Source organism: Salegentibacter sp. BLCTC (assembly GCF_015143665.1).
Taxonomy (GTDB): Bacteria; Bacteroidota; Bacteroidia; order Flavobacteriales; family Flavobacteriaceae; genus Salegentibacter; species Salegentibacter maritimus.
On sequence record NZ_WYEW01000006.1, the window covers coordinates 105,709 to 129,588 of the forward strand.

The 23,880-nt window shown below is 33.9% G+C and carries 20 protein-coding genes; 18 read left to right on the forward strand and 2 right to left on the reverse strand.

The genetic code is table 11. The features are described 5' to 3' along the window. Positions 1 to 185: 185 nt before the first annotated feature. The 14 genes from GUB10_RS08505 to GUB10_RS08570 all read left to right on the forward strand — a co-directional run bounded on the left by GUB10_RS08505 (position 186) and on the right by GUB10_RS08570 (position 11,035). On the forward strand, positions 186 to 635 hold the full coding sequence (locus GUB10_RS08505; RefSeq protein ID WP_193711011.1) for a MarR family winged helix-turn-helix transcriptional regulator: 450 nt from the start codon (positions 186 to 188) through the stop codon (positions 633 to 635). Next, positions 635 to 1,267, forward strand: coding sequence for an NAD(P)H-dependent oxidoreductase (locus GUB10_RS08510; protein WP_193711012.1), 633 nt, complete (start codon positions 635 to 637; stop codon positions 1,265 to 1,267). Before GUB10_RS08505 ends, GUB10_RS08510 begins: the two co-directional genes overlap by 1 nt. A gap of 35 nt (positions 1,268 to 1,302) precedes the next feature. Continuing rightward, a complete protein-coding gene (locus GUB10_RS08515) occupies positions 1,303 to 1,881 on the forward strand; it encodes a YceI family protein (RefSeq protein ID WP_193711013.1) in 579 nt (192 codons plus the stop codon). Between the two features lie 43 nt (positions 1,882 to 1,924). Next, positions 1,925 to 2,425: a YceI family protein gene (locus GUB10_RS08520; RefSeq protein ID WP_193711014.1), complete on the forward strand. Its 501-nt coding sequence runs from the start codon at positions 1,925 to 1,927 to the stop codon at positions 2,423 to 2,425. 277 nt (positions 2,426 to 2,702) lie between these two features. Continuing rightward, entirely contained in the window at positions 2,703 to 2,999 is a 297-nt protein-coding gene (locus GUB10_RS08525; protein ID WP_193711015.1) for a GIY-YIG nuclease family protein, read from the forward strand. A 60-nt stretch (positions 3,000 to 3,059) separates the two neighbouring features. Continuing rightward, entirely contained in the window at positions 3,060 to 4,454 is a 1,395-nt protein-coding gene (locus tag GUB10_RS08530; RefSeq protein ID WP_193711016.1) for an anthranilate synthase component I family protein, read from the forward strand. 143 nt (positions 4,455 to 4,597) lie between these two features. After that, positions 4,598 to 5,164, forward strand: a complete 567-nt coding sequence (locus GUB10_RS08535) for an aminodeoxychorismate/anthranilate synthase component II (RefSeq protein WP_193711017.1) — start codon at positions 4,598 to 4,600, stop codon at positions 5,162 to 5,164. Positions 5,165 to 5,289: 125 nt separating this feature from the next. Then, positions 5,290 to 6,282, forward strand: coding sequence for an anthranilate phosphoribosyltransferase (gene trpD, locus GUB10_RS08540; RefSeq protein WP_193711018.1), 993 nt, complete (start codon positions 5,290 to 5,292; stop codon positions 6,280 to 6,282). A 142-nt stretch (positions 6,283 to 6,424) separates the two neighbouring features. Continuing rightward, complete coding sequence (gene trpC, locus GUB10_RS08545) at positions 6,425 to 7,213, forward strand: indole-3-glycerol phosphate synthase TrpC (protein WP_193711247.1); 789 nt, start codon at positions 6,425 to 6,427, stop codon at positions 7,211 to 7,213. 81 nt (positions 7,214 to 7,294) lie between these two features. Further along, positions 7,295 to 7,942 (forward strand): phosphoribosylanthranilate isomerase, encoded by a 648-nt coding sequence (locus GUB10_RS08550; RefSeq protein WP_227740353.1) that lies wholly within the window; start codon positions 7,295 to 7,297, stop codon positions 7,940 to 7,942. Positions 7,943 to 8,225: 283 nt separating this feature from the next. Then, positions 8,226 to 9,407, forward strand: coding sequence for a tryptophan synthase subunit beta (gene trpB, locus GUB10_RS08555; RefSeq protein WP_193711019.1), 1,182 nt, complete (start codon positions 8,226 to 8,228; stop codon positions 9,405 to 9,407). A 500-nt stretch (positions 9,408 to 9,907) separates the two neighbouring features. Beyond that, positions 9,908 to 10,675, forward strand: a complete 768-nt coding sequence (gene trpA, locus GUB10_RS08560) for a tryptophan synthase subunit alpha (RefSeq protein WP_193711020.1) — start codon at positions 9,908 to 9,910, stop codon at positions 10,673 to 10,675. Positions 10,676 to 10,752: 77 nt separating this feature from the next. Then, the gene (locus tag GUB10_RS08565) at positions 10,753 to 10,896 is read left to right on the forward strand and encodes a hypothetical protein (protein ID WP_193711021.1); all 144 of its coding nucleotides are present in this window, start codon (positions 10,753 to 10,755) and stop codon (positions 10,894 to 10,896) included. 4 nt (positions 10,897 to 10,900) lie between these two features. Beyond that, positions 10,901 to 11,035 carry a 30S ribosomal protein THX gene (locus GUB10_RS08570; protein ID WP_193711022.1) on the forward strand — a complete coding sequence of 45 codons (135 nt, stop codon included), beginning with the start codon at positions 10,901 to 10,903 and terminating at the stop codon, positions 11,033 to 11,035. Positions 11,036 to 11,239: 204 nt separating this feature from the next. On the opposite strand, the gene GUB10_RS08575 is transcribed toward GUB10_RS08570, so the two are convergent. Further along, the gene (locus tag GUB10_RS08575) at positions 11,240 to 11,899 is read right to left on the reverse strand and encodes a uracil-DNA glycosylase family protein (RefSeq protein WP_193711023.1); all 660 of its coding nucleotides are present in this window, start codon (positions 11,897 to 11,899) and stop codon (positions 11,240 to 11,242) included. A gap of 648 nt (positions 11,900 to 12,547) precedes the next feature. Next, complete coding sequence (gene yaaA / locus GUB10_RS08580; RefSeq protein ID WP_193711024.1) at positions 12,548 to 13,309, reverse strand: peroxide stress protein YaaA; 762 nt, start codon at positions 13,307 to 13,309, stop codon at positions 12,548 to 12,550. Between the two features lie 343 nt (positions 13,310 to 13,652). On the opposite strand from yaaA, the gene GUB10_RS08585 reads away from it, so the two are divergent. From GUB10_RS08585 to GUB10_RS08600, 4 genes are read left to right on the forward strand one after another with little or no spacing between them, the layout of a single operon-like run. Continuing rightward, complete coding sequence (locus GUB10_RS08585) at positions 13,653 to 15,356, forward strand: DNA cytosine methyltransferase (RefSeq protein ID WP_193711025.1); 1,704 nt, start codon at positions 13,653 to 13,655, stop codon at positions 15,354 to 15,356. Between the two features lie 2 nt (positions 15,357 to 15,358). Beyond that, on the forward strand, positions 15,359 to 17,101 hold the full coding sequence (locus tag GUB10_RS08590; protein ID WP_193711026.1) for a nuclease-related domain-containing DEAD/DEAH box helicase: 1,743 nt from the start codon (positions 15,359 to 15,361) through the stop codon (positions 17,099 to 17,101). Further along, entirely contained in the window at positions 17,101 to 19,614 is a 2,514-nt protein-coding gene (locus GUB10_RS08595) for a hypothetical protein (protein ID WP_193711027.1), read from the forward strand. The genes GUB10_RS08590 and GUB10_RS08595 overlap by 1 nt, the downstream gene beginning before the upstream one ends. Continuing rightward, positions 19,611 to 23,879, forward strand: a complete 4,269-nt coding sequence (locus GUB10_RS08600) for a helicase-related protein (RefSeq protein WP_193711028.1) — start codon at positions 19,611 to 19,613, stop codon at positions 23,877 to 23,879. The genes GUB10_RS08595 and GUB10_RS08600 overlap by 4 nt, the downstream gene beginning before the upstream one ends. The last annotated feature ends 1 nt before the right edge of the window (position 23,880 follow it).

Genomic DNA, 23,880 nt, shown 5'->3' on the forward strand with positions numbered 1-23,880 from the left:
TGGTTTTTCAATTCCCAAAAGGGAACTTGTTAATATCTTCCTTTTTATTTCCCGTAAATATATTGAAAGTTTTAAAAATTAAAGACTTCAATAGGCAAGGATATCCATATTAAAAATTAACATTTTTTTTTGATTAAAATGATAAAAGCATTTTATATTTGTACCTACAAATGTTGTTAGAACAAATGAAACTTGAAGATCAATTAAAAACCAGTAATTTACCACTAGCGAGAAAACTAAGCCTTGGACTATTAGTGACTGCCAATTATATAGATGATAAAGTGGCTGAAGCCCTTAAGCCTTTTGATATTTCCATTCCTCAGTTTAACGTCTTGAGAATTTTACGTGGGCAAAAAGGCAAGCCGGCCAACTTAAGTACTATTCAGGAGCGTATGGTTAGCAAAATGAGCAACACTACCCGATTGGTAGACAAACTAATCTCTAAAGGTTTGGCCGAAAGGGTTATTTGCGAATCTAATAGGCGGAAGGTAGAAATTACTATTACTGAAGAAGGACTTCAACTTTTAGAGAAAACAGATCCGGCAGTAGATGCGGTAGAAGCTAAAATGACCAGGAACTTAACTAATGAAGACATAGAGAACGTGACAAATTGTTTAAACGAAATAAGAAAATAATGGAGAATTATAATGAAAAATTAAATTGGCGATATGCCACCAAAAAATTTAACCCCGAAAAATCCCTAAGTGAAGAGCAGGTAGATTATCTACAAAAAAGTATTCAACTTTCTGCGTCCTCCTACGGGTTACAACCATACGAAGTATTTGTGGTGACAGATAAAGAGACAAAAGAAAAACTTAAAGAAGCTGCCTGGAACCAGTCGCAACTTACCGATGCTTCACACGTTTTTATTTTTGCAGGGCTAAAAAAACTAAACGAAAACTATATTGATTCTTACCTGGAAAATATTAGTAAAATCAGGGAAATGAAAGTTCAGGATTTAAGCGGATTAAAAGATATGCTCACCTCAAATATTGTTGAGAAACCCGAAGAGCAGCAAAAAATATGGGCACAAAAACAAGCATATATTGCCCTGGGAAATTTACTTTCGGCTGCTGCCCACTTAAAGGTTGACACCTGTCCTATGGAAGGTTTTGACGCCAAAAAAATTGATCAAGTGTTAGGAATTTCGGGAACTAACTTAACTACCGCTGTAATAGCCACTGCCGGTTATAGAAGCTATGAAGACCAAATGCAACACGCCAAAAAAGTGAGAAAACAAGAAAATGAATTATTCCATTTAATATAAATCAAATCTAAAATTAATTAAAATCAAAAATTATTATGAAAAAGAATCTATTTAAAGGCGCTTTCGCAGCCACCGTTATCGTATCGATGCTATCTTTTACCGGCGTAAATGCACAGGAAAAGAAAATTGAAATAAAAGATAGTAAAATTGAGTGGGAAGGAGAAAAAGTAACCGGTTCTCACGAGGGTACTATTCAATTAAAAAATGGGTATTTCACTATGGAAAATGGTGAGCTTAAAGGTGGAGAATTTGTTATGGATATGACCACAATTAATGTAACCGACCTTGAAGGCGAAAACAAAGGAAAGTTAGAAGGCCATTTAAAATCTGATGATTTTTTTGGCGTAAGTACTTATCCTAGTTCAAAATTGGTAATCACCAGTGTTGCAAAGAAAAGCAACGATACTTATGGTGTAGTTGCCGACCTTACAATTAAAGAAAAAACAAATACAATTACATTCGATTTAGAGATGGACAAAAATTCGGCCTCTACCGAATTAACCATAGACAGGTCTAAATACGATGTTCGTTACGGTTCGGGAAGTTTCTTTGATAATCTGGGTGATAAAACCATCTATGACAACTTTGAACTGGACGTAGACCTAAAATTCTAAACAGGATCGGGAAGAAAATTGCTATAAAAAAGAAAAATAAATTATGGAAAAGTCAATAAATACGCAGGCCAGTAATATTGCCTGGACGGGAAAGAAAGTTTTGGGTTCGCACTCTGGAACCATAGACCTAAAAGATGGGAAACTCCGTTTTGAGAACGATGAGATTGTAGGTGGTGAATTTGTAATGGATATGTCTAGCATTACAGTTACAGATCTAAAAGGAAAAGATAAAGAAGGATTGGAAGGCCATTTAAATTCAGATGATTTTTTTGGAGTGGAAAATCATCCAACTTCCAGCCTGGTAATTACAAGTGTAGCCAAAAAAGATAATGGCACCTATGGCGTAGTTGGAGATCTTACTATTAAAGACACTACCCATCCCATAACATTCGATTTAGATTACAACGATAATACCGCAACTACAAAATTAACAATAGATCGTTCTAAATATAACGTGAAATACAATTCTGGTAGTTTCTTCAGCGGATTGGGAGACCAAACTATCTACGACAATTTCGATTTAAATATTGAATTGAAATTCTAATTACTTAAAATGTAGAAATAGGGCCGAAAAAGTTAAATTTACTTTTTCGGCTTTTCTTTTTTTAAATTTCGTTTGGTTATTAAAATAGGCTTTCTATCTTTGAAGCAATGAAAAACAGAATAGCAAATACTTGGTGGTGGAACAATTTACGTCAAAACGTCGTGAAGTAACATTGCTATAGTATAAAATCATACAAAAGGCTTGTCTCACGACAAGCCTTTTTTTTATATAATTTTTAGTCATTTCCGAGAAGTCGGAAATCCCTAAAAAGATCAAAATGACAAATTATTACCAATATCACGTTTACATCATTACAAATCGTAAAAATGGAACACTATATATTGGAATTACAGGAAACTTGAAACAAAGATTATATCAACATAGAAATCGAAACCTAAAAAGTTTTAGCAGCAGGTACCTACTTGATAAACTAGTATATTATGAAAAATTCGAATATTCGTCGTTGGCGATTAAAAGGGAAAAACAACTTAAAAAATGGAATCGACTCTGGAAAATAAACCTGATAAACGATTTCAACCCCGATTGGGAAGATTTGACTATAAGATTTAAATAACTCAAACAAAAATATACTAAATAGACTCCCGCCTTTGCCGGAGTGATAAAAAAACAATATATGTTTAAATTGACCACAAGCCATAAAAAACTCCTTGCCGATACCATTACGCCGGTGAGTATTTATTTAAAAGTACGGGATAAATATCCCAATAGCCTTCTTCTGGAAAGTAGCGATTATCACGCCAACGATAATAGTTTTTCGTATATATGCTGTAACCCTATCGCTTCTATTAAAATTCAAAATGAAGTAATTACCGAAGTTTTTCCTGACGGAAGTAAAAAGACTACAGAAATCACTCCTGAAGTAAACGTTCCCCGGCAAATCCAGGAATTCTCAAAACAGTTTAATACCGAAGATTCAGATTTTAAATTTATAAACAATGGGCTTTTTGGCTATATCGCTTACGATGGGGTTCGCTATTTTGAAGATCTTGAAATCAAAAAGCGCAATGGCGACCTTCAACTGCCCGATATTTATTATGCGGTATACCAAAACATTATAGCCATTAATCATTTTAATAACGAAGCCTATATTTTTGATCACCGCTATAATAATGACTCGAAAATTGACGAAATAGCGCAACTTATTAAGGTTAAAAACTTTGCGACTTATAATTTTGAACGTCAGGAAGAAGCAGTTTCTAACCTTACCGATGAAGAGTTTAAAGCAAACGTAAGACTCGGCAAAAAACACTGCTATCGTGGCGATGTTTTTCAAATTGTACTTTCCAGAAGGTTCTCCCAAAAATTTAAAGGAGACGAATTCAATGTTTACAGGGCTTTACGAAGTGTAAACCCTTCCCCCTATCTTTTCTATTTTGACTACGGAAATTTTAAAATCTTTGGAAGTTCTCCTGAAGCACAATTGGTAGTTCAGGATGGCCGGGCAGAAATACACCCTATAGCCGGTACCTTTAAACGTACCGGAAATGATGAAGAAGACGCTGAATTAGCCAAAAAACTAGCCGCAGATGAAAAAGAAAACGCCGAACACGTAATGTTGGTAGATTTGGCCAGAAATGATCTTAGTAGGCACGGAAATAATGTAAAAGTGGAAAAATATCGGGAAATTCAGTTTTTCTCGCACGTAATTCACTTAGTTAGCAAAGTTACCGGTACCAAAGATGTTAAAACCCCTACCATGCAGGTAGTGGCCGATACTTTTCCGGCGGGAACCTTAAGTGGTGCACCCAAACACAGCGCCATGAAGCTTATAGAAAAATATGAAAATGTAAATCGTGATGCCTATGGAGGTGCAATCGGGTTTATGGATTTTAACGGAAATTTCAACCACGCCATTATAATTCGATCTTTTGTTAGTAAAGATCATCAATTGCATTACCAGGCCGGTGCCGGAGTAGTCTCTGAATCTGTTGAAGAAAACGAATTACAGGAGGTTTACAATAAATTGGGCGCATTGACCAAAGCATTGGATATTGCTGAAGATATCTAAAAAAATAAAAACAATACGTCATCCTGGATAAATTTGGGAGCTAGCTCCCAAATTTATTCAGAGATCTAACATATTAGAATCTGAAACGAGTTTAGATTGACGCGATTTTGAGTATTTAAAAACAGAATTTCACACCAGGTAGAATGAAAAAAATATTAGTTATAGACAACTACGATTCTTTTGTGTACAATCTTGTGCATTATTTAGAAGAAATGAATTGTGAGGTCACGGTTATAAGAAACGACCAGCTGGAGCTGGAAGAAGTAGAAAAATATGATAAGGTTTTACTTTCACCGGGCCCGGGAATTCCCAGTGAAGCCGGTTTATTAAAACCCATTATAGAAAAATTTGCTTCATCAAAAAGCATTCTTGGCGTATGCCTTGGCCAACAGGCTATAGGGGAAGTTTTTGGAGGAGAGTTAGGGAATTTAGAATCGGTTTACCACGGTATTGCCACTACTATGAATCTTTGTGTTGACGATGAACCGCTATTTAAAGGTTTGCCAAAAACCATGAAGGTGGGGCGCTATCATTCCTGGGTGGTTTTAAAAGAACTGCCCGATGCTTTGGAAGCTACTTCCTACGACGAAAATGGCCAAATTATGTCGCTGCGTCATCGTGAATTCGATGTTCGTGGGGTTCAGTTTCATCCAGAATCGGTATTGACCCCAGATGGTAAAAGAATGATTGAAAATTGGGTTAAGGCTTAGGTAATTTCCGCGCAGACGGAAATCTCTAAAAGCAAAACAATTGTATTAAAAGACTGCTACATTCGTAGGAGTGACCAAGACTTATTAAACAGGTTCCCATCTTTATGGGAATGACAAAATTAAATATGAAAGAATTATTAAACAGGCTTATTAACCACGAAACCATCTCTAAAGATGAAGCCAAGCAAGCACTTTTTAGCATCTCTAATGGAGAATACAACGAAAGTCAAATAGCCGCATTTTTAACCGTCTATATGATGCGTAGCATTACCATAGAAGAGCTGGAGGGTTTCAGAGATGCGCTTTTAGAACTTTGTATGGCTATAGATTTAAGCGCCTACAATCCTATAGATCTTTGTGGAACCGGGGGTGATGGTAAAAATACATTTAATATTTCCACAACGGCCTCCTTTGTTACAGCCGGTGCCGGAATACATGTAGCAAAACATGGTAACTATGGGGTTTCTTCGGTGAGCGGAAGTTCCAATGTTATGGAAAGCCTGGGGATAAAATTTAGTAATGATGCGGGTTTCCTTGAAAAATGCATTGCAGAAGCAGGTATTTGTGTATTGCACGCTCCCCTATTCCACCCGGCTATGAAAAATGTGGCCCCCATCAGAAAATCTTTAGCGGTAAAAACTTTTTTTAATATGTTGGGGCCTATGGTAAACCCGGCTTTTCCCAAAAATCAATTAGTTGGGGTTTTTAACCTCGAACTTGCCAGAATGTATGGGTACCTATATCAAAACACCGATAAGAATTTTACTATTTTACACGCTTTAGACGGGTATGATGAAATTTCGCTTACCGGAAATACTAAAACCATTTCTAATAATACTGAAGCCATGTTAAACCCCGAAGATTTTGGAGTAGAAGGCCTAAAACAAGAAGAAATTGCCGGGGGTGGTTCTATAGAAAGTTCCGCAGAAATTTTTGTGAATATATTAAAAGGAAAGGGCACCAGGGCACAAGAAAATGTAGTTTGTGCCAACGCCGGGATGGCTATCGCCACCGCACAACAAATTAGTATCAAAGATGCTTTTGAAACTGCACGTGAATCTATAAATTCCGGGAAAGCTTTAAAAGCATTGCAGAAATTGCAGGAATTGAGTGAATAAGAAGTTAGCCTTAAGAAAAATTAAGTCTTATCATCGTCAAGCTGAACTTATTTCAGCTTCTAAGGTGTTTTGATAATTAGATCCTGAAACAAATCAGGATGACGTTTTAAATAAGTGTATGGAAATAAAATTATTTGAAAAAATGAACATTTTAGATAAAATAATAGCCGACAAGCATAAAGAATTAGTATTAAAAAAACTGGTAGTGCCCGTTTCACAATTGGAACAATCGGCGCTTTTCAATAAGGAAACAATTTCTCTAGCCGAAAAATTACGAAGCAGTAATACCGGTATTATTGCCGAACATAAAAGGCGCTCCCCCTCAAAGTCGGTAATTAACCAAAATCTAAATGTGCAGGATGTTGCCACAGGCTATGAGAATGCAGGAATTTCAGGAATGTCGGTATTGACCGATGGCAAATATTTTGGCGGTTCTTTAGACGATTTGCTCTATGCACGCGCATCGGTACAAATGCCACTATTGCGAAAAGAGTTTATAATTGATGAATATCAATTATTAGAAGCAAAAGCACACGGCGCCGATGTTATTTTATTAATTGCCGCAGTACTGGACCGCGAACAGGTAAAATTGCTTTCAGAATTTGCAAAAAGCATTGGTTTAGATGTTTTACTTGAAGTTCACGACGAAGAAGAGTTACAAAAATCTATTATGCCAAATATAGATATGCTGGGGGTAAATAACCGGAATTTAAAGACTTTTGAAGTAAATATAGATACAAGCAAGCAGCTTGCTGCAAAAATTCCCGAAGATTTTGTAAAAGTTTCAGAAAGCGGCATCAGCTCGGTTGACTCGATAAAAGATTTGAAAGAATATGGGTATAAAGGCTTTTTAATAGGTGAAAATTTTATGAAAACAGAAAACCCAGGTAAAGCTGCCGCTGAGTTTGTGAGAAAATTGACCAAAGAATAAAATAGTTGGCTATCTCTAAAGTCTGGTTTTCTCCTTCTAAGGAGGAGTACCCGCAAGGGGAGGTGGTTAAAATCTAATAAAATGAAGAACTTAAAACTGAAAATTTGTGGGATGAAGCATCCCGAAAACATCAGTGAAGTTGCGAAACTTCAACCTGATTACATGGGATTTATTTTTTATAAAAAAACACCCAGGTATTTCGAGGACAGCATCCCCGAAATATCCCGGGAAATAAAAAGAACAGGGGTATTTGTTAATGAAGACATCAATATTATCCTGCAAAAAATAAAGGAGCACGATTTAAATGCCATTCAGCTTCACGGGGAAGAAAGCGATACTTTCTGTGCCGAATTAAAAACCCTGTTAGTTGAAACCGAGGTAGAGATTATAAAGGTTTTTTCGGTAAAAGACGATTTTGATTTTGGCCTTTTAGAAGCTTACGAAACTGTGGTTGATTATTTTCTATTTGACACCAAAGGAAAGAATAAAGGCGGCAACGGAATTACCTTTAATTGGGAGGTTTTAAAAGAATATCCTTCAAAAAATCCCTTTTTTTTAAGTGGTGGTATTGGCCCGGAAGAGGTGGAAGCTATTAATGAACTACAGGCATATTTTAAAGAGAATGGAAAGGAAAATTTGCTGTATGCCATAGATGTAAATAGTAAATTTGAAGAAAAAGCAGGTTTAAAAAATGCCGAAAAACTGAAAGAATTTAGAAAACAGTTTTGAGTTGTCGGTTATCTGTTATCTGTTTTGGTTTATCAGTTTGGATTTGAATTAAAATAACTTAGATCCCCGATAAAGAATCGGCAGGCTCTAAAATAAACCCGTCTGAACAAACGGACAGGTTCAGGATGACGAAAGAAAATATTAAAAACTTTGAAGGGCGCTGCCCTCGTAAGAAAAATTAAAAATTGACAGTCAACCTGAACTTGTTTCAGGTTCCAGGTTCAGGATATTGCAAACATTATAAAAATAAGTGCACTTGCGGCACACAAATAAAAAAAATAAAATGAGCTATCAGGCTAACGAAAAAGGATATTACGGCGATTTTGGAGGAGCTTTTATTCCAGAAATGCTCTATCCAAATGTAGAGGAATTGCGTTCGCAGTACCTGGATATTATGAAAGAAGAATCTTTTCAGAAAGAATTTAAAGATTTGCTTCGGGATTATGTAGGGAGACCAACGCCTTTGTATTATGCAGAGCGCTTCAGTAAAAAATACGGGACAAAAATCTATTTGAAACGCGAAGACCTTTGCCATACAGGTGCCCACAAGGTAAATAATACGGTAGGCCAGATTTTAATGGCAAAACGCCTTGGAAAAAACCGAATAATTGCTGAGACCGGTGCCGGGCAACACGGTGTGGCTACTGCTACTGTTTGTGCACTTATGGGCATTGAATGCGTTGTTTATATGGGCGAAATTGATATTGAACGCCAGGCTCCCAATGTAGCCAGAATGAAAATGCTGGGTGCTAAAATTGTTCCGGCAAAATCGGGAAGCCGAACCCTAAAAGATGCTACCAACGAAGCGATAAGGGACTGGATCAATAACCCTTTAGACACGCATTATATTATTGGTTCTGTGGTTGGCCCCCACCCCTATCCCGATATGGTAGCAAGATTCCAGGCAGTGATTTCTGAAGAAATAAAAGTTCAGCTAAAAGAAAAAGAAAATCGCGAAAACCCAGATTATGTGGTGGCCTGCGTAGGTGGCGGAAGTAACGCTGCCGGAGCCTATTTTCATTACCTGGATAATCCCGATGTTGGGATTATTGCGGTTGAAGCTGCTGGAAAAGGCATACAAAGTGGCGAAAGTGCCGCAACTTCGGCTTTGGGAAAAGAAGGTATTATTCACGGCAGTAAAACGCTATTGATGCAAACCGAAGATGGTCAAATAACCGAACCCTATTCTATTTCTGCCGGACTCGATTATCCCGGTGTGGGCCCTATGCATGCCCATTTATTTAGAAGTGGCCGCGGAGAATTTATTTCGATAACCGATAAGGCAGCGATGGATGCCGGCCGGGAATTGGCCAAACTGGAAGGAATTATTCCGGCTATTGAAACATCTCACGCCCTGGCAATTTTTGAAGATCGTAAATTTAAAGAAGACGATGTTGTAGTGATTAATCTTTCGGGCCGTGGGGATAAAGATTTGAGTACGTATATTGATTATTTTGACTTGTAGAAAGCTCTCTATTCCCAAACGGGGAATTATAATGAAAGTTTTAAAACAAAATATGAGTTACCGTCAACCTGAACTTATTTCAGTTTCTAATTTTTCGATTATTGCAAAATCTTAAATAGTTAGATTCTGAAATAAATTCAGAATGACGTAAAATAAAGATTGCCTTGTGCGCTACCCTTACCATGGGAAAAACATATTAGTGCAGTAGTGGCGAAAAAAGAAAACGAGTTAGATTCTGAAATAAATTCAGAATGACGTAAAAATAAAGATTGCCTTATGCGCTGCCATTACAATAAGAAAGAACATATTAGTGCTTTCGTGGCGAAAAAAGAAAACAAGTTAGATTCTGAAATGAATTCAGAATGACGTAAAATAAAGATTGCCTTGTGCGCTGCCATTACAATGAGAAAGAACATATTAGTGTATTCGTGGCAAGAAAAAAAGAAAACGAGTTAGATTCTGAAATAAATTCAGCATAACGATATATAAGATAATTGAAAATGAATAGAATAAATAAAAAACTTCAGGAAGCACATAAGATGCTTTCCATCTATTTTACCGCCGGTTACCCCGAGCATGAAGACACGGTTTCCATTATTCAGGATTTAGAAAAAAACGGGGTAGATTTTATTGAAATTGGCTTACCGTTTAGCGACCCCCTGGCCGATGGGCCTACTATTCAGGAAAGTTCTACAAAAGCCTTACAAAATGGCATGACTACCAATAAACTTTTTGACCAACTAAAAGGAATTAGGGGTTCAGTGGAAATTCCCCTGGTAATTATGGGCTATTTTAATCCTATTCTGCAATATGGCGTTGAAAAATTTTGTAAAAAATGTGCCGAAACCGGAATAGACGGACTTATAATCCCTGATCTTCCGGTTGATGTTTACAATGAGGAGTATAAACAAATTTTCGAAGAAAACGGACTTCAAAATATATTCCTGATTACCCCACAAACTTCAGAAGAGCGTATAAGATTTATAGATTCGGTTTCCAACGGATTTATTTATATGGTAAGTACCGCAAGTGTTACCGGTTCTACCTCGGGCTTTAGCAGAGAAACCAGGGATTATTTTAAAAGAATCTCGGCAATGAAATTGCAAAACCCACAAATTGTAGGTTTTGGAATTAGTGACGAAGAAAGCTTTAATCAGGCTACCGAGTTTGCCAAAGGTGCCATTATTGGCTCCGCATTTATAAAACACCTCAACGCTCACGGAAAAGCTAATATTGCCGATTTTATTAAAAGTATTCGTCCGGTTTAACCTAATTCTAACAAGGTCTTAGCAGATTTTTAGAGCCTCAATTCGTAAATTAGAGGTGAATCTAAAAATGAAAGATTATGGGAGGACCAATTGAAGATAGCAAGAGAAAAAGGAAAAAAGATCAGACAAATCCAACCAACCCAACCGGAAAAACGGATAAGCAGACCAACGAGGTAGATTTTGACGAAAAAACCATAAAAGACCAACAAAACAAAAAATAAATTTATGGGACGAGGAGACAAAAAAACCAAACGAGGAAAAATTGCCATAGGCACGCATGGAAGGTTACGCCCTAAACGTAAAAAATTTAAGGTAAAACCAACCACAATGGCCGAACAGGAAAAGAAAAAATTACAGTAGTTGTAAGTTGACTACGTCTGGAAACCCTGAATTAAGAGTGTAACTTTTAATTCAGGGTTTTTATTTTTATTTAGCTTTCTTTTATATTATGTTTATTTATTCGTCACTCCGAATTTATTTCGGGTTCAAAATTGAAATCAAGTTTACATTTTTAAAAATGCTAGATGCTGAAACAAGTTTTGCATGACGTTAAAGTCGTAAAATTCAAAACCACTCTCTATACTGCATTACCCTAAAATCTATGGTATTAAAATCCCTATCTTTTTGTTTTAATTGCTTGTAAAGCTCCATACTTCCAATGGCACGATTTGCCGAACCCGAAGGAGCAGTTAGGGATACAGTTTTTATAAGTCGCCCATCCAGCACAAATTGATGTACCCTGGGTACCTCATTAGAAATTAGTTTTAATTTGATATCACTTTCAATCTGCTTTAAATGCCTTCTAAAGAAATATTCCGGACCATTTTTAGAATTTCCACCTGTAAAAAGCAAAGTATCAATTTTGGGGTTTTGTTGTAGAATTTCAGTAATATTTCGAAGTTCCACTTCTTGCATTCCAAGATCTGAAGCATCTATCTTCTCCCTTCTACTGCTTTCCACCATATCGCAAATTCCAATCCCTCTCCTTTTAAGAAAGTCTTTGCGTTGCTTTATAGCCGCTTCTGTAGTTTCAAATTTAAGGCCCAACTCAAAGATAACATCAAGCACAATCCATAAGAGTCCGTCGCGACTTCCGTAACAAAAATTTACGTCGCCTTCTTTTAATTCGCCTTTGGTAAAACGCGGTGGCGGCAAGGTACCTACAATTAGTTTTGTAGCATTTTTTGGTATAAATGGTTTAAAAGGATGAGTGTGATGAAACATTGGGATTCGTGTTTTTTTGTTTTGGAGTTTGTTGTTTGGGGTTTGTTGTTCTCCTGACTTTTTCCTCTTTATTCCTTTCTCTATTCTCTTACCTCTTTCCCTATTAACTATTCACTTTTAACTCCCCTCTAGACGGTAGTTGTTAGACTGTAGTCTTAGGCAGGTATAGGTTTAAAAATTCTCTGACTTCTGCCTCTTTCCCTAATCCCTCATCCCTATTCCCTATTAACCTTTTAACTCCCCCTCTAAACGGTAGTTATTAGACTGTAGTCTTAGGCAGGTATAGGTTTAAAATTCCATGACTTCTGCCTCTTTATTCTTTTAACTATTCTCTTACCTATTCACTTTTAACTTTTAACCTTTAACTTTCACCCCCTCTAGACGGTAGTTGTTAGACTGTAGTCTTAGTCAGTTATGGGTTTAAAATTCCATGACTTCTGCCTCTTTATTCTTTTCTCTAACCTCTTTCCCTGTTAACTATTAACTTTTAACTCTTATCTACCAAGCATTTCCCGATACTGCCGACTCGCGTCGGAAACTCGAAATGACAGGGGAATTAAAACAAAAGATGGCCGCACTCAGCATTCGCTCGTGATGACGATTAAATACTACCGCCCACTGAGACTGCTCACTGAAAATCTGAAGAAATTACCTAATAAACACCGGCTCGTTTTCTTTTGCAGTATGTTCTTCGCTAAATCGGTAATCCATATAATCAAAACCTTTAAGTTCTTCCAGGTTGTGAACGTCTTTATCTATGATATAACGTACCATGGCCCCTCTGGCTTTTTTGGCGTAGAAACTAATGATTTTTAATTTTCCGTTTTTAAAATCTTTAAATACCGGTGAAATTACTTCAGCCTTTAATTTTTTGGTGTCTATGGCTTTAAAATACTCATTACTGGCCAGGTTTATAAAAAGCTCCTCTGCTTCCATTTCTTTATTTAGCAGTTCGGTGATTTTAGACTGCCAAACTTCATAAAGGCTATCTTTACGTTCAATACCTACCGATGTTCCCATTTCCAAACGATATGGCTGAATAAGGTCTAGCGGTTTTAATATTCCGTAAAGTCCGGAAAGGATGCGCAGGCTATCCTGCAATTGGTCTAACTTTTCGGTAGGAATGCTATAGGCATCCAGGCCGGCATACACATCGCCGTTAAAGGCATAGACGGCCGGGCGGGAATTCTTTTTATTGTGTTCTTCTTTAAAATCCTGGTAGCGGGTATAATTAAGATCGGCCAGCTTATCGCTGATGCTCATTAATTTTGAAATCTCATTTTTGGTCATTCTACTCATCTTGCGGTTTAGTTTGGCAGTAGTTTCCAAAAAAGCGGGCTGTGTGCCCCGGGTGGTTGGTAATTTAGATTCGTAATCAAGGCTTTTGGCAGGTGAGATAACAATTTTCATAATTCAATAATTTTTATACCAAATATAAGTGAAAGCTTAGAAAGCCGGAAGCATATGATTTATTAGTTTTTTATATGGGAATAGCCAGGATTTATAGGCTTTTAAAAATTTAGATCGCTTTACGGAAAACCTTTTTTGGTTTGTGGATTAAGTGGTAAATTAGACCAATTATTAAAGATAAAATAATAGATTTTCGAAAGTAATTAAAATCTAGAGAATTAAACAGATTTAAAAGATTTCAAAAATTAAAATCATTAAAGATTTTAATTTTTAGTATTACTAAAGCGTGTATTCTTGACAAATTTTTTATCTGAAAAGTATTTTGAATTTAAAAAATTAAAAAATGAATAACTTAACCGTGATTGATTTTTTTTGCGGTGCAGGTGGTTTTTCGGAAGGGTTTAGGCAACAAGGCTTTAAAATAATTCGAGGATATGATAATTGGAAACCGGCAATAGAAACTTTTAACCACAATTTTGATTGTGATAGTGAAATAAAAAACATTCTGGATTTTCAATATTCAATTGAAGAAATTGAAAAACTACCGGACACTGATGTAATCATTGGAAGCCCTCCCTGTGTAACATTTTCTTCCTCTAATATTTCAGGTAAGGCAGATAAATCAACGGGTATTACCTTAACCCAGATATTTTTAAAAATAGTAGCATTAAAAAAATGGAAAAAAAATTCAAAACTTAAGGCTTGGTTCATGGAAAATGTTCCAAGTTCAATAAAACATCTTGGACTTGAGTATACTTTTGAGGACTTAGGTTTAGCTGAATGGGCTGCAAAAAACAAAATTGGAAAAACGAAAGTAGCAATAAAACTAGAAGGCAATCAATTAATAGTAAATTCTGCAGATTATGGAAGCCCACAGTCAAGAAAAAGAGCTATTAGTGGTGAGATTATTAAATGTAAAAAATTAATAATTCCTCCTAAAACACACGGAAAGAATGCAATATCAAAAAAGAAGTGGGTTACAGTCGAGGAAATTAAAAATCGAATACCTCAACCTTTTTCTAAACAGAAATCTAATATTGTACAAGACCCAAGCTATTTAGGCTTAAAATTAGACCAGTCACTATTAACGGATCATTATTATGATACAGGCCTTTATCAATGTGAATGGAAACAATCAAAATTTCTTAAAATAAATCATCCATATATGGGAAAAATGTCTTTCCCGGAGAATTTGAATAGGCCTAGTAGAACAATTACTGCAACTAAAATCGGAACTTCAAGAGAAGCTATTATTTATAAATCTGAATTATCAAGAAAGGGAAACGGAGAGTTTAGAACCCCAACTGTTAGAGAAGCTGCTTGTATAATGAGCTTTCCAATAACTTACCAATTTATAGGTAGTGAATCAGTTAAATGGAGGTTAATAGGCAATGCAGTATGTCCAACGGTAGCTAGAGCGTTTGCAAAAGAGTTGAGAAGACAGTTAGATGTAGACAATATTAACCAACCGTTAGTAGAAAAAAAACCAAACTTAAAAGGTGTTAATAATCTAAACTCTTTCAAGCTTAAAGAGTATCTCCATCCTCCAAAAAGAAATAGGGGGTCAAGGTTTCGAAGACATGCGTTCAAGGATGGAAATATCACAGTTACTCTTTCCAATTATAACATTGAAAAAAATGAGAAAAAAATTTCAAAATGGATAACTTCTGTTCAATACGGGAATGGTAAAGGTTTCCCAACTTATAATTTTTGTGATAATAAATTTAAAGAACTAGAACAATGTCTTAAAGGTATTCCTAAAGGAAAAGATTTTATACATAGAATCAATGATAGTTTTACAAATAAAATAGCAAACGGCAAAATTTTACAAGAAATGTATGAAAAACAGAACTCTGAAGGATGTTATCTAGAACCAACAATATTAATCGAAGAAGTGGGAAATATAATTAATGATATGGAAATAGAAGGACAAAAGTTTTATCAAAATCAAAAAACGATATTTTTAAATAAAAATAATGTTCCTTTAAAACAGGTTTTTGCTCTATATGCAATCAATAAGATTTCCTCAGTTGCAAATAATAAATAATTATGCCTGTTACATTTCATCCTAATAACCCGATTGATGCTTTAGAAACTATAATCGTTAAGGAAAATGGTTCTCCTCTCCATGGTGAAATTGATATTTATAGAAAACTCTGGGATGATCTAGGTAAAAGTGAATTAGAGTGGGATGTTTGGCATGATTTAAAATTACCAGAACATTCAGATAATTTTAATTATTACAATAAAACAAGTGCACAAATAGACTTTTTAGTCCTTTGTAAATATGGACTTTTAATATTGGAAGTGAAAGGGGGATTAATTTCCACTAAAAACAATATGTTTTATTACGGAAGAAACTTTAACTCTTCTATGAAACAAAACCCCTTTAAACAAGCGGAAGGCTATAAATACACCTTAAAAGATAATATTCTAAATAATTTTAAGAACTGCTTTTTTTGTGAAACTGTAGTTTTCCCCCATGTTGACTATCCTTTCGAATCAAAACTGATTGATTCAAATTTACTTTGGTCAAAATATAAAGCATCATCTTTCGATAATTCAATTGAAAAATTTCTCATAAACGCTATTGAATATTCAAAAAACAAGCATAAAAAGCACTTTAGAAACTACAACGAGTTGTCACTTAAAGAGTATGTAGCAATAAAAAATATACTCAGTCCTATAATAAGTGATAGGAATAAGTTAAACACAATTAATACTCTTGAATGGTTAGGCATACAAAACATAGAGATTCTAGAAGGTTTATATAAAAATCCTAGGATAATGATTGAAGGACCTCCAGGTTCGGGTAAGACTACCATTGCTAAAGCTTTTATTGACAAACAACACAACAAAAATGGGATTTATTTGTGTTGGAATAATCTTCTGATGCACTATACTCAATCAATCTTAAGAGAAAGGAATCTTACTTGCAATATTGAAGTAACAACCTTTTTTAGATTTTTTCAAAAATTGAATCCTTCTCATGATTTTAAGTTCTTAAGTTCAATGACAGAAGATGAGTTTTATGAAATGGTTAAAGGCACAATTCAAAGATTAGAACTTGAAGACAAACTTACACCATATGATTTCATAGTAATTGATGAAGCTCAAGATTTATTTGATCGTGGTTTGGATTTGTTTATAAATAAGTTTTCAGGTTTCAAAGGCCAGGGTTTAAAGAATGGGAATTCACTCATACTCTATGATTTTGATCAAAGTTATGCCAATTGCGGAAGAAACGTTTCTGAAATTGCAGATTTACTCACCGAATATTACAGTCACTTTAAAATTAACGAAGTAAAAAGAAGTGCACAAAACCCAAATATAAGGAAACTTTCATCTGAGATATTAGAAAACCCTTCTATTATTCTAAACGAACAATTTGAAGAATTATTTCCAAACATTAAAATCAACAAACATAATTCTCTAAAAAAAGTAAAAAAACATATTGTCAAAAACATCCTAACTCCTATTCGAGAAACAGACTCTTCTTTAATAGGTAAAGATTGTATTATACTAATTGAATCTACTTTTTTACAAGGAAATTATAGAGGTGATGAAGATTTAAGGGAATTACTTATAATAAAAGACGTAGAAGGATTAAATGAACAAAACTTAAGAGGAACGACAAATAAATTGCGATACACCTCTATTTTAAAATATAAAGGACTTGAAAAAAAGAACGTATTCATAGTCGTTTCAGAGCCTTCAGAAATTAATAAATATGAACTTTTTGTTGGGATAACCCGTGCTATTCTAAATCTTGAAATCAACATTGTGAAGTAATGGAAACTTTCAATAAACATATAAATGAAGATTTAAGTAGATTTCTTGATTCAAAAAATCCAAATCTTTTTGAAGTAGTTTTTAAAAAATTAAATTCAGATATTAAAGAAAATTACAGGAAATTACTTCAATATATATATTGTATTTTGGAGGAAACTAGAACTAATCAAGTCGAACTTAAACCCTTAAATATTCATTTTGAAAGAACAATTGATGAAGAAGAAAAAACATTAATAGTAGAGTTTTTATGGAATTACTTCTTTTGGTTTAGACATGAAAATGAGAATTTAGGGAAACCTAATCCAATACTTACAGGCAGAATAGACAACTTAGAAAACTGTATATCTAGAGACCTTAGATTATTGACGCCAGATTATATGGCGACAAGAGCGGATAAGACAAGGATTAATAAGAAAAATAAAGAAACTAAGGAGAAAAGGGAACGAAATAAGAAGGCTTTGACTATTTATAAGTCACTAAACGCTTCATCATCCTTATCACCTGAAACTCTAATAAACCTAAAGGTAAATCAACATAATTCTCTTAACAAGTTTTATGAGTACAATCCCGTTTATTTACCTGCAGGAAAAAATAATTTAACTGATTTAAATTCATTTGTATTGTACAATACAAATGAATTTAATGATGTTCGAACATTAAGAATAGACAACACTCCATTACTACAAATAATTAAAAATATTGTTTTGTTTGATTGTGAGAATCTTGTGCAGCGATTCACTCCGTTCAATTTTCAACGATTAACAAATCTAAATGAGCATCACGGAACAAAATTTAGTTTTTTTCTACTTGTAACATTTTCAAATAAAGAAAATTTAAATTCAATAAAAACCAAAGTAAACAGACTAAAAGAAAGATACTACATACCTAATCAATCAAGCTATATAATAAAAAGTGAAGAATTTGCATATTTAGTAGGACAAGAACACGATGATAAACCAGAAATTAATTTTTTAGAACCTGCAAATTCAACCTTTTGGGAAGATTTTTACATTGAAACGAAAATAAATGATTTATATGAACTGCGGTCAATCAAGATAATGAATATATTTTCGCTATGTATTAATCAAAAAATTAAAGATTATATCTTAACCCATATTTTTTCATCCAATACAAATCGCAGCTTAATAACTGAAGATACTAAACAAGAAATATTTAGTTTACCAAATGAAGATATTCTAAAATTGAAAGACCTATTAAGTAATGTGTTAGACTTAATAATTAATACAGATTTGAAATCTCATATAAAGAATAATATCACAGATGATACTAAAATTGTTTTAGATGATTTCATCCTTAAAAATGAGGATTTTCTTGATTTAATTAAAAAATCAATCAACTTAAGGTCTAATAGAATGTTTATAAGTTGGGATAACTTAGAAGAAAACACTTCTAATTATATCATTATTCTTTCCTATAGAGACCAAGGGAATTTTAACAATCATTTCTATCCCAATGTTAATGAAATATCAATTCCAAAAAACACTTTAATGAAGTGCTTTTTTCCTGCGTTATTCTTTAAGAAAAATTTCAAATGGTCGAAATTTAATCTAGCAAGAGATTATTATAAAATGCTAGATCATCCCATAAGAGTGAATCATTTTAACTGGAATAGACTTAAAGAAAAAATACAGGAGATTAAACCCGAAAAAACTATAGATATTTCATGGGACTTGGAAAGCGATTATTCTAGTTCTCACAATAGAATTACCTATAGAATCAGTTTTATCAATAACAGACATAATACATGTAATCCTTCAGAATTACATATTTATTATGAGGGAGATAGTAAACAAAAAAGAATTCAGTCGATAAAATGGATATTTGAAAACTTAGAAAATGAAGAAGATAGAGTGTTTGTCCAAAAACTTGATGAATTAATAGAAGAGTTCAACCCAGCAGAAAAGCTTATAGATACTAAGCAACAAGAAAACGATTTAAATATAATTCGAAAACAGCTTGATTTGGGAGAAGAAAGTGCAGGCCGTTTATGGAAAATATTATTAGCAAGAAAAGCAGCCATCTCAGGTTCGGAAATTATATACAACGATTTGAAAACTATTTTTATTAAAAATAATTTAGATATGGTTTCCCAAGGTCATTTTGAAAGTACTTGGATAAATCCTTATTCATCATCTTTAACTCCTAGGGGAAATAAAGCATTCAAGGTGGTTTGTAAATATTTAGGATTACCAACAACCTACTTAAGAATAATATACACCATAAAGAACCGGAATATTAATGGAAGGAGAAATGCAACTCGTATATATAGCAAACTATTAAAAGACCTTTTTAATGATGGTTGCTTTGATGAAGGAGCAAATGCTAATCAAATATTAATTCCAAAAATAGACTACTACAAAAACAATCATAATTTGGATGAATTAGGAATTGATGAAGAAAAAGCTTTTGAGGGTATAATTACATTAATAGAGCTAATTAAACCTGAGCTATCTTTTAAAGAAATTAGAAACATAGAAAAAAGAGAGGAATGAGTCAGATATTCAATAAAAGAGAAGAATTAGAACGCTTTATTAGAGAACAGACGCTTGGGCCAGGAATTAGTGGATACCGTTTTGTAAACCTAGAGGCAACTTGTAATGCAGATAAAGATCTTAAAATTGAATTTCCAATAAATAATGAATTTGAAATCTTAAACACAATGCCTGCTGCTCTATATAGTACGGGTATCTTATTTCCAAAAGACAAGAGTGATTCAGCGGTAGTTGGAGCACAAATAGATGCAAATGATGATGAAAACGGTAATGACAATGAAGAAGAAGAAAAAGACGTTGACAATTTAAAAGATGATTTAGGTAATGTAGATGGTAGTGATACTTTAGAACTGAATCAAATGTTTCCTCAAGCAATGGGGCTTACGTTTTGCATGAAAGAAAAGTTTGTGGAAGACGGCAATATGAGTTTCAACATTAGTGCTCGCTATTACCAAAAAATAAAAAAAGATAAATTACTCAATGTTGGTGTTTTATGTGAAGTAAATCCTGATCTGTTTAGTATGTTTCTAATTAACAATAATTTATCTAAATATATTAATATTGTAGATTATGGTGTAAATAAATGTATAAAAGCAATCCACAAACTTTCTAATGAAGATACAAAAGAAATAAATCAAATTTTACGATTGATTGACCAGAATAAAGCAAAAGAAATCTTTGAAAAAGATGTTAAAGCCTTTATTAATGGCACTTTGAATTTTACACCCCCCAACTTAAGCAGCTTAACACAAACAATCTTTTCTGAGTTAAAAAACAAAACAGACAATTCAGAAACAAGAAAGAAACTCTATGAAGCCTCTCAAAAAGTAGAATTACTAGAAAATTATAAGAACCACATTAAAGATCTTATCAATTTATATCGAAATACTATTTGGGCTTCAGAAAACTTAAAGGCTGAAGTAAAGATATCTAATATTAATTTTGAATCAAATAAAACAAAAAAAACTTACTTAGCTTATAAATCAAGAGACTACAGTGAAAATATTGAAATAAAAAGAAGTGATAACACAATTTCAGATAGTTTAGAGCATCTGTTCAAAATTTCTTTAGACGATGAAGAGTACGCCTCTTTATCTGCAAATATTCAATTAAGTAGAGATTCTAGAAAATCTAACAATAAGGTATTTGTAAAAATTCAACTAATCAATGATAGTACCCCCTTCAAAGTAGATCCAAAAGGTAAAAGATATTACTCAGTTGCCACAGAAAAAGTGAATAACAAAGCTTTTTTTGGTGTAAAAATAACTTCTGAAAGTAAAAATATCATTCCATATACAAATTACGAATATAAGAAAGACGAGGATAATCAATTTAACGAGGATACAACTACTAAGTTTATATATCACCAGTTTGAGGATTATGCAATAGGTCACGGCTGTTCAGTAAATTGGAAAAAACAGAACACTAAAGTTCGTGTTGAAACAGAATATTTACCTGCCTGTGAGACGCCTGATATAGAACCTGTGCCAAGAAATAAAAACAAAGAGCCAATTAAAAAAAGTAACGGAGAGTTCACTTCTCCTCCATTTTTAGAAAATCCTAAACCGCAGGAGTTTAAATGGCTTTCAACATTTTCTAATGCCGAAAATCAAGAGGTTGTTTCAGGCTTATTAGAGTTTGTTGATTCTTATGGGAAATGGATTCAACAAAAAAGAAGGAATTCGAAATATCAAAGCGAATATGAAGACATTGCAAATCAAGAACTGAATAAGTGTCATAAGGATTATATCCGAATGAAGAAAAACATTGAGAGCTTACTAAAAGGAGAAAGCAACGTTGAAAATCTAAATTCTTTTCGTTTAATGAATGCTGCTATGTTTATGCAGTTGTTTCATTCAGAGAAAGTGAAGAATGGCGAAATAGGGAGCTTGATGGCAGAAAATAATTTCAGTGGATTCAATTTAGACTTTTACAAAAAAGCTGATGATAGATTGTTTTCTAAAACGGAGTCCGCTGGTTGGAGAGCATTTCAGCTCGCATTTATTCTTTTAAATTTGGATGGTATTTTTAAACCAGAAAATGATGATCAATGGACTGCCAGAAATGAATGGGTAGATTTGGTCTGGTTTCCAACAGGTGGGGGTAAAACAGAAGCTTATCTTGGTCTCATTGCATTAACGATTATTAATAGACGAAAACTACACAAAGAAGAAGGTGGTGGTGTTGCTGCAATAATGCGATACACTTTACGACTCCTAACCATGCAACAGTTTCAACGTGCTACACTTGTGATTATGGCATTGGAACTATTACGAAGATGGGATGAGAATCAATTAGGATTAGAACCTATTTCTATCGGTTTATGGGTTGGTGATAATTCATTACCCAATTCTATGGAAGGGTTATTAGAAGAACTTCAAAAATTAAAAGAAGGCAAAAAAAATAAAATTCCTTTTACAAATTGTCCGTGGTGTAATTCAAAATTAAGACCTATTCCGAACGGTGTCATTGTAAGTGATAAAAATGACATATTTAATAATGGTAAAGCAAATATTTATTGTGATAATAATAAGTGTTCATTTACTCCTGGGAAAAATGATGTTTTTAGTGAAAAAATACCGTATAAAGCTATACCTGTCAATCTCTGTGATGAAACCATTTTTCAACATCCACCAAGTCTATTATTTGGAACGGTAGATAAATTTGCACAGTTAGCACATAAAGTTGATGGCAACGAAAAAGGGAGAAGTAAAGACTCCAGAAGATTATTTGGAATAGGAAATTGGGAACAAGGGAAACCGCAAGACGGGTATTTGCCGCCAGATTTAATTATTCAAGATGAGTTACATCTTCTTTTAGGACCTTTGGGTTCAGCAGTTTCATTATTTGAAGCTGCTGTAGACCAATTATGTACAAGGGAAGATGGCACTCGCCCCAAAATAATATCTTCAACAGCTACTACACGAAATACACAACTTCAGATTGCTGCTTTGTTTGGTAGGGAGGTTAACTTATTTCCAAAACCTGGTGTTGAATGTGACGATTCCTTTTTTGCCTTCTATAAAAGGAGATTTATCGGTGATAAGAATGTACAACCTGAATATATAGCTAAAAGAAAATATGTAGGTGTTCTACCGACTGGGAGGACTCAAATTTGGATGCAAATGCGTTTATCAGCAATATTAATGACCCATAGAGTGATTTTTGAATTGAAAGGACTTGGGAATCATCATCCTATTAATTTTGAAGAGTATGATAAGAAATTCACTAATGCTATGAATTATTATCACACAATCATATCTTATTTCAATAGCTTAAAAGAGGTTGGAAAAACACAATCTCAAGTACAAACTTATATTTTAAAAGAATTTAGGAAGGTGTTTAATCGTGTGCTAAGACCTCAAAAATTAATGCATGCTCTTTATACATATGGGCCAATACAAGAAGCTGAATTAACAGGTAGACTGTCCGGTGAAGAGGTGAAAAATGAATTAAAGAATGTTGAATCTGAATGGAAACCGGAAAATAGATTTGCTCACATAGAAAATGAGTCTAAGACTCGAGGAAAAGTCCCACCAGAATTCGTAGTAGCAACCAATATGATTTCCGTGGGAATTGATGTTTCTAGGTTCAATACTATTATTATGAACTCGATGCCAAGAAATACAGCAGAATATATTCAGGCTAGTAGCCGTGTGGCAAGAAATGACTACGGTCTGGTACTTACGGTACATCACCCATTTAGGGCAAGAGACATTTCTCATTATGAAAAATTCATTGAGTTTCATGAAAAGATGTACAGTTACGTAGAACCTATCTCAATCACACCTTTTACAAAAAAAGCAATTGAACGTTATTTAGGTTTATACTTAGCTACAATGATAAGACACACTCAAAATGAATTTACAAATAGAAATACAGCTAATACCATTAATAATTTGACGGATGGTGATATCAATGAACTTATTTATGAATTGATGAGCTATTTTGAATTAAAGAAAACCAAATTGGATTCATTCGACTCTCTAATTCAAAATCTACTTAAAGTAGAAAATTTACACCAAATTAAAGTATGGCTTTCAGAGGCTCTAAATGAATGGAAGAACCGAGAAGAGGAATTAGACAACCAAACAGATTTAGTATTTAATAGGGCAACCAATAGGGCTAATCAACAAAGACGTCAAGAACAATTGTATGTTGATATAGACGCATATGAAGGCTCCATTCATAGTAAAAAATGGCAGGTACCTATGTCTTTGAGGGTAATAGAACCAGAAGCAGCCATTAAAATAAATTCAATTTAAA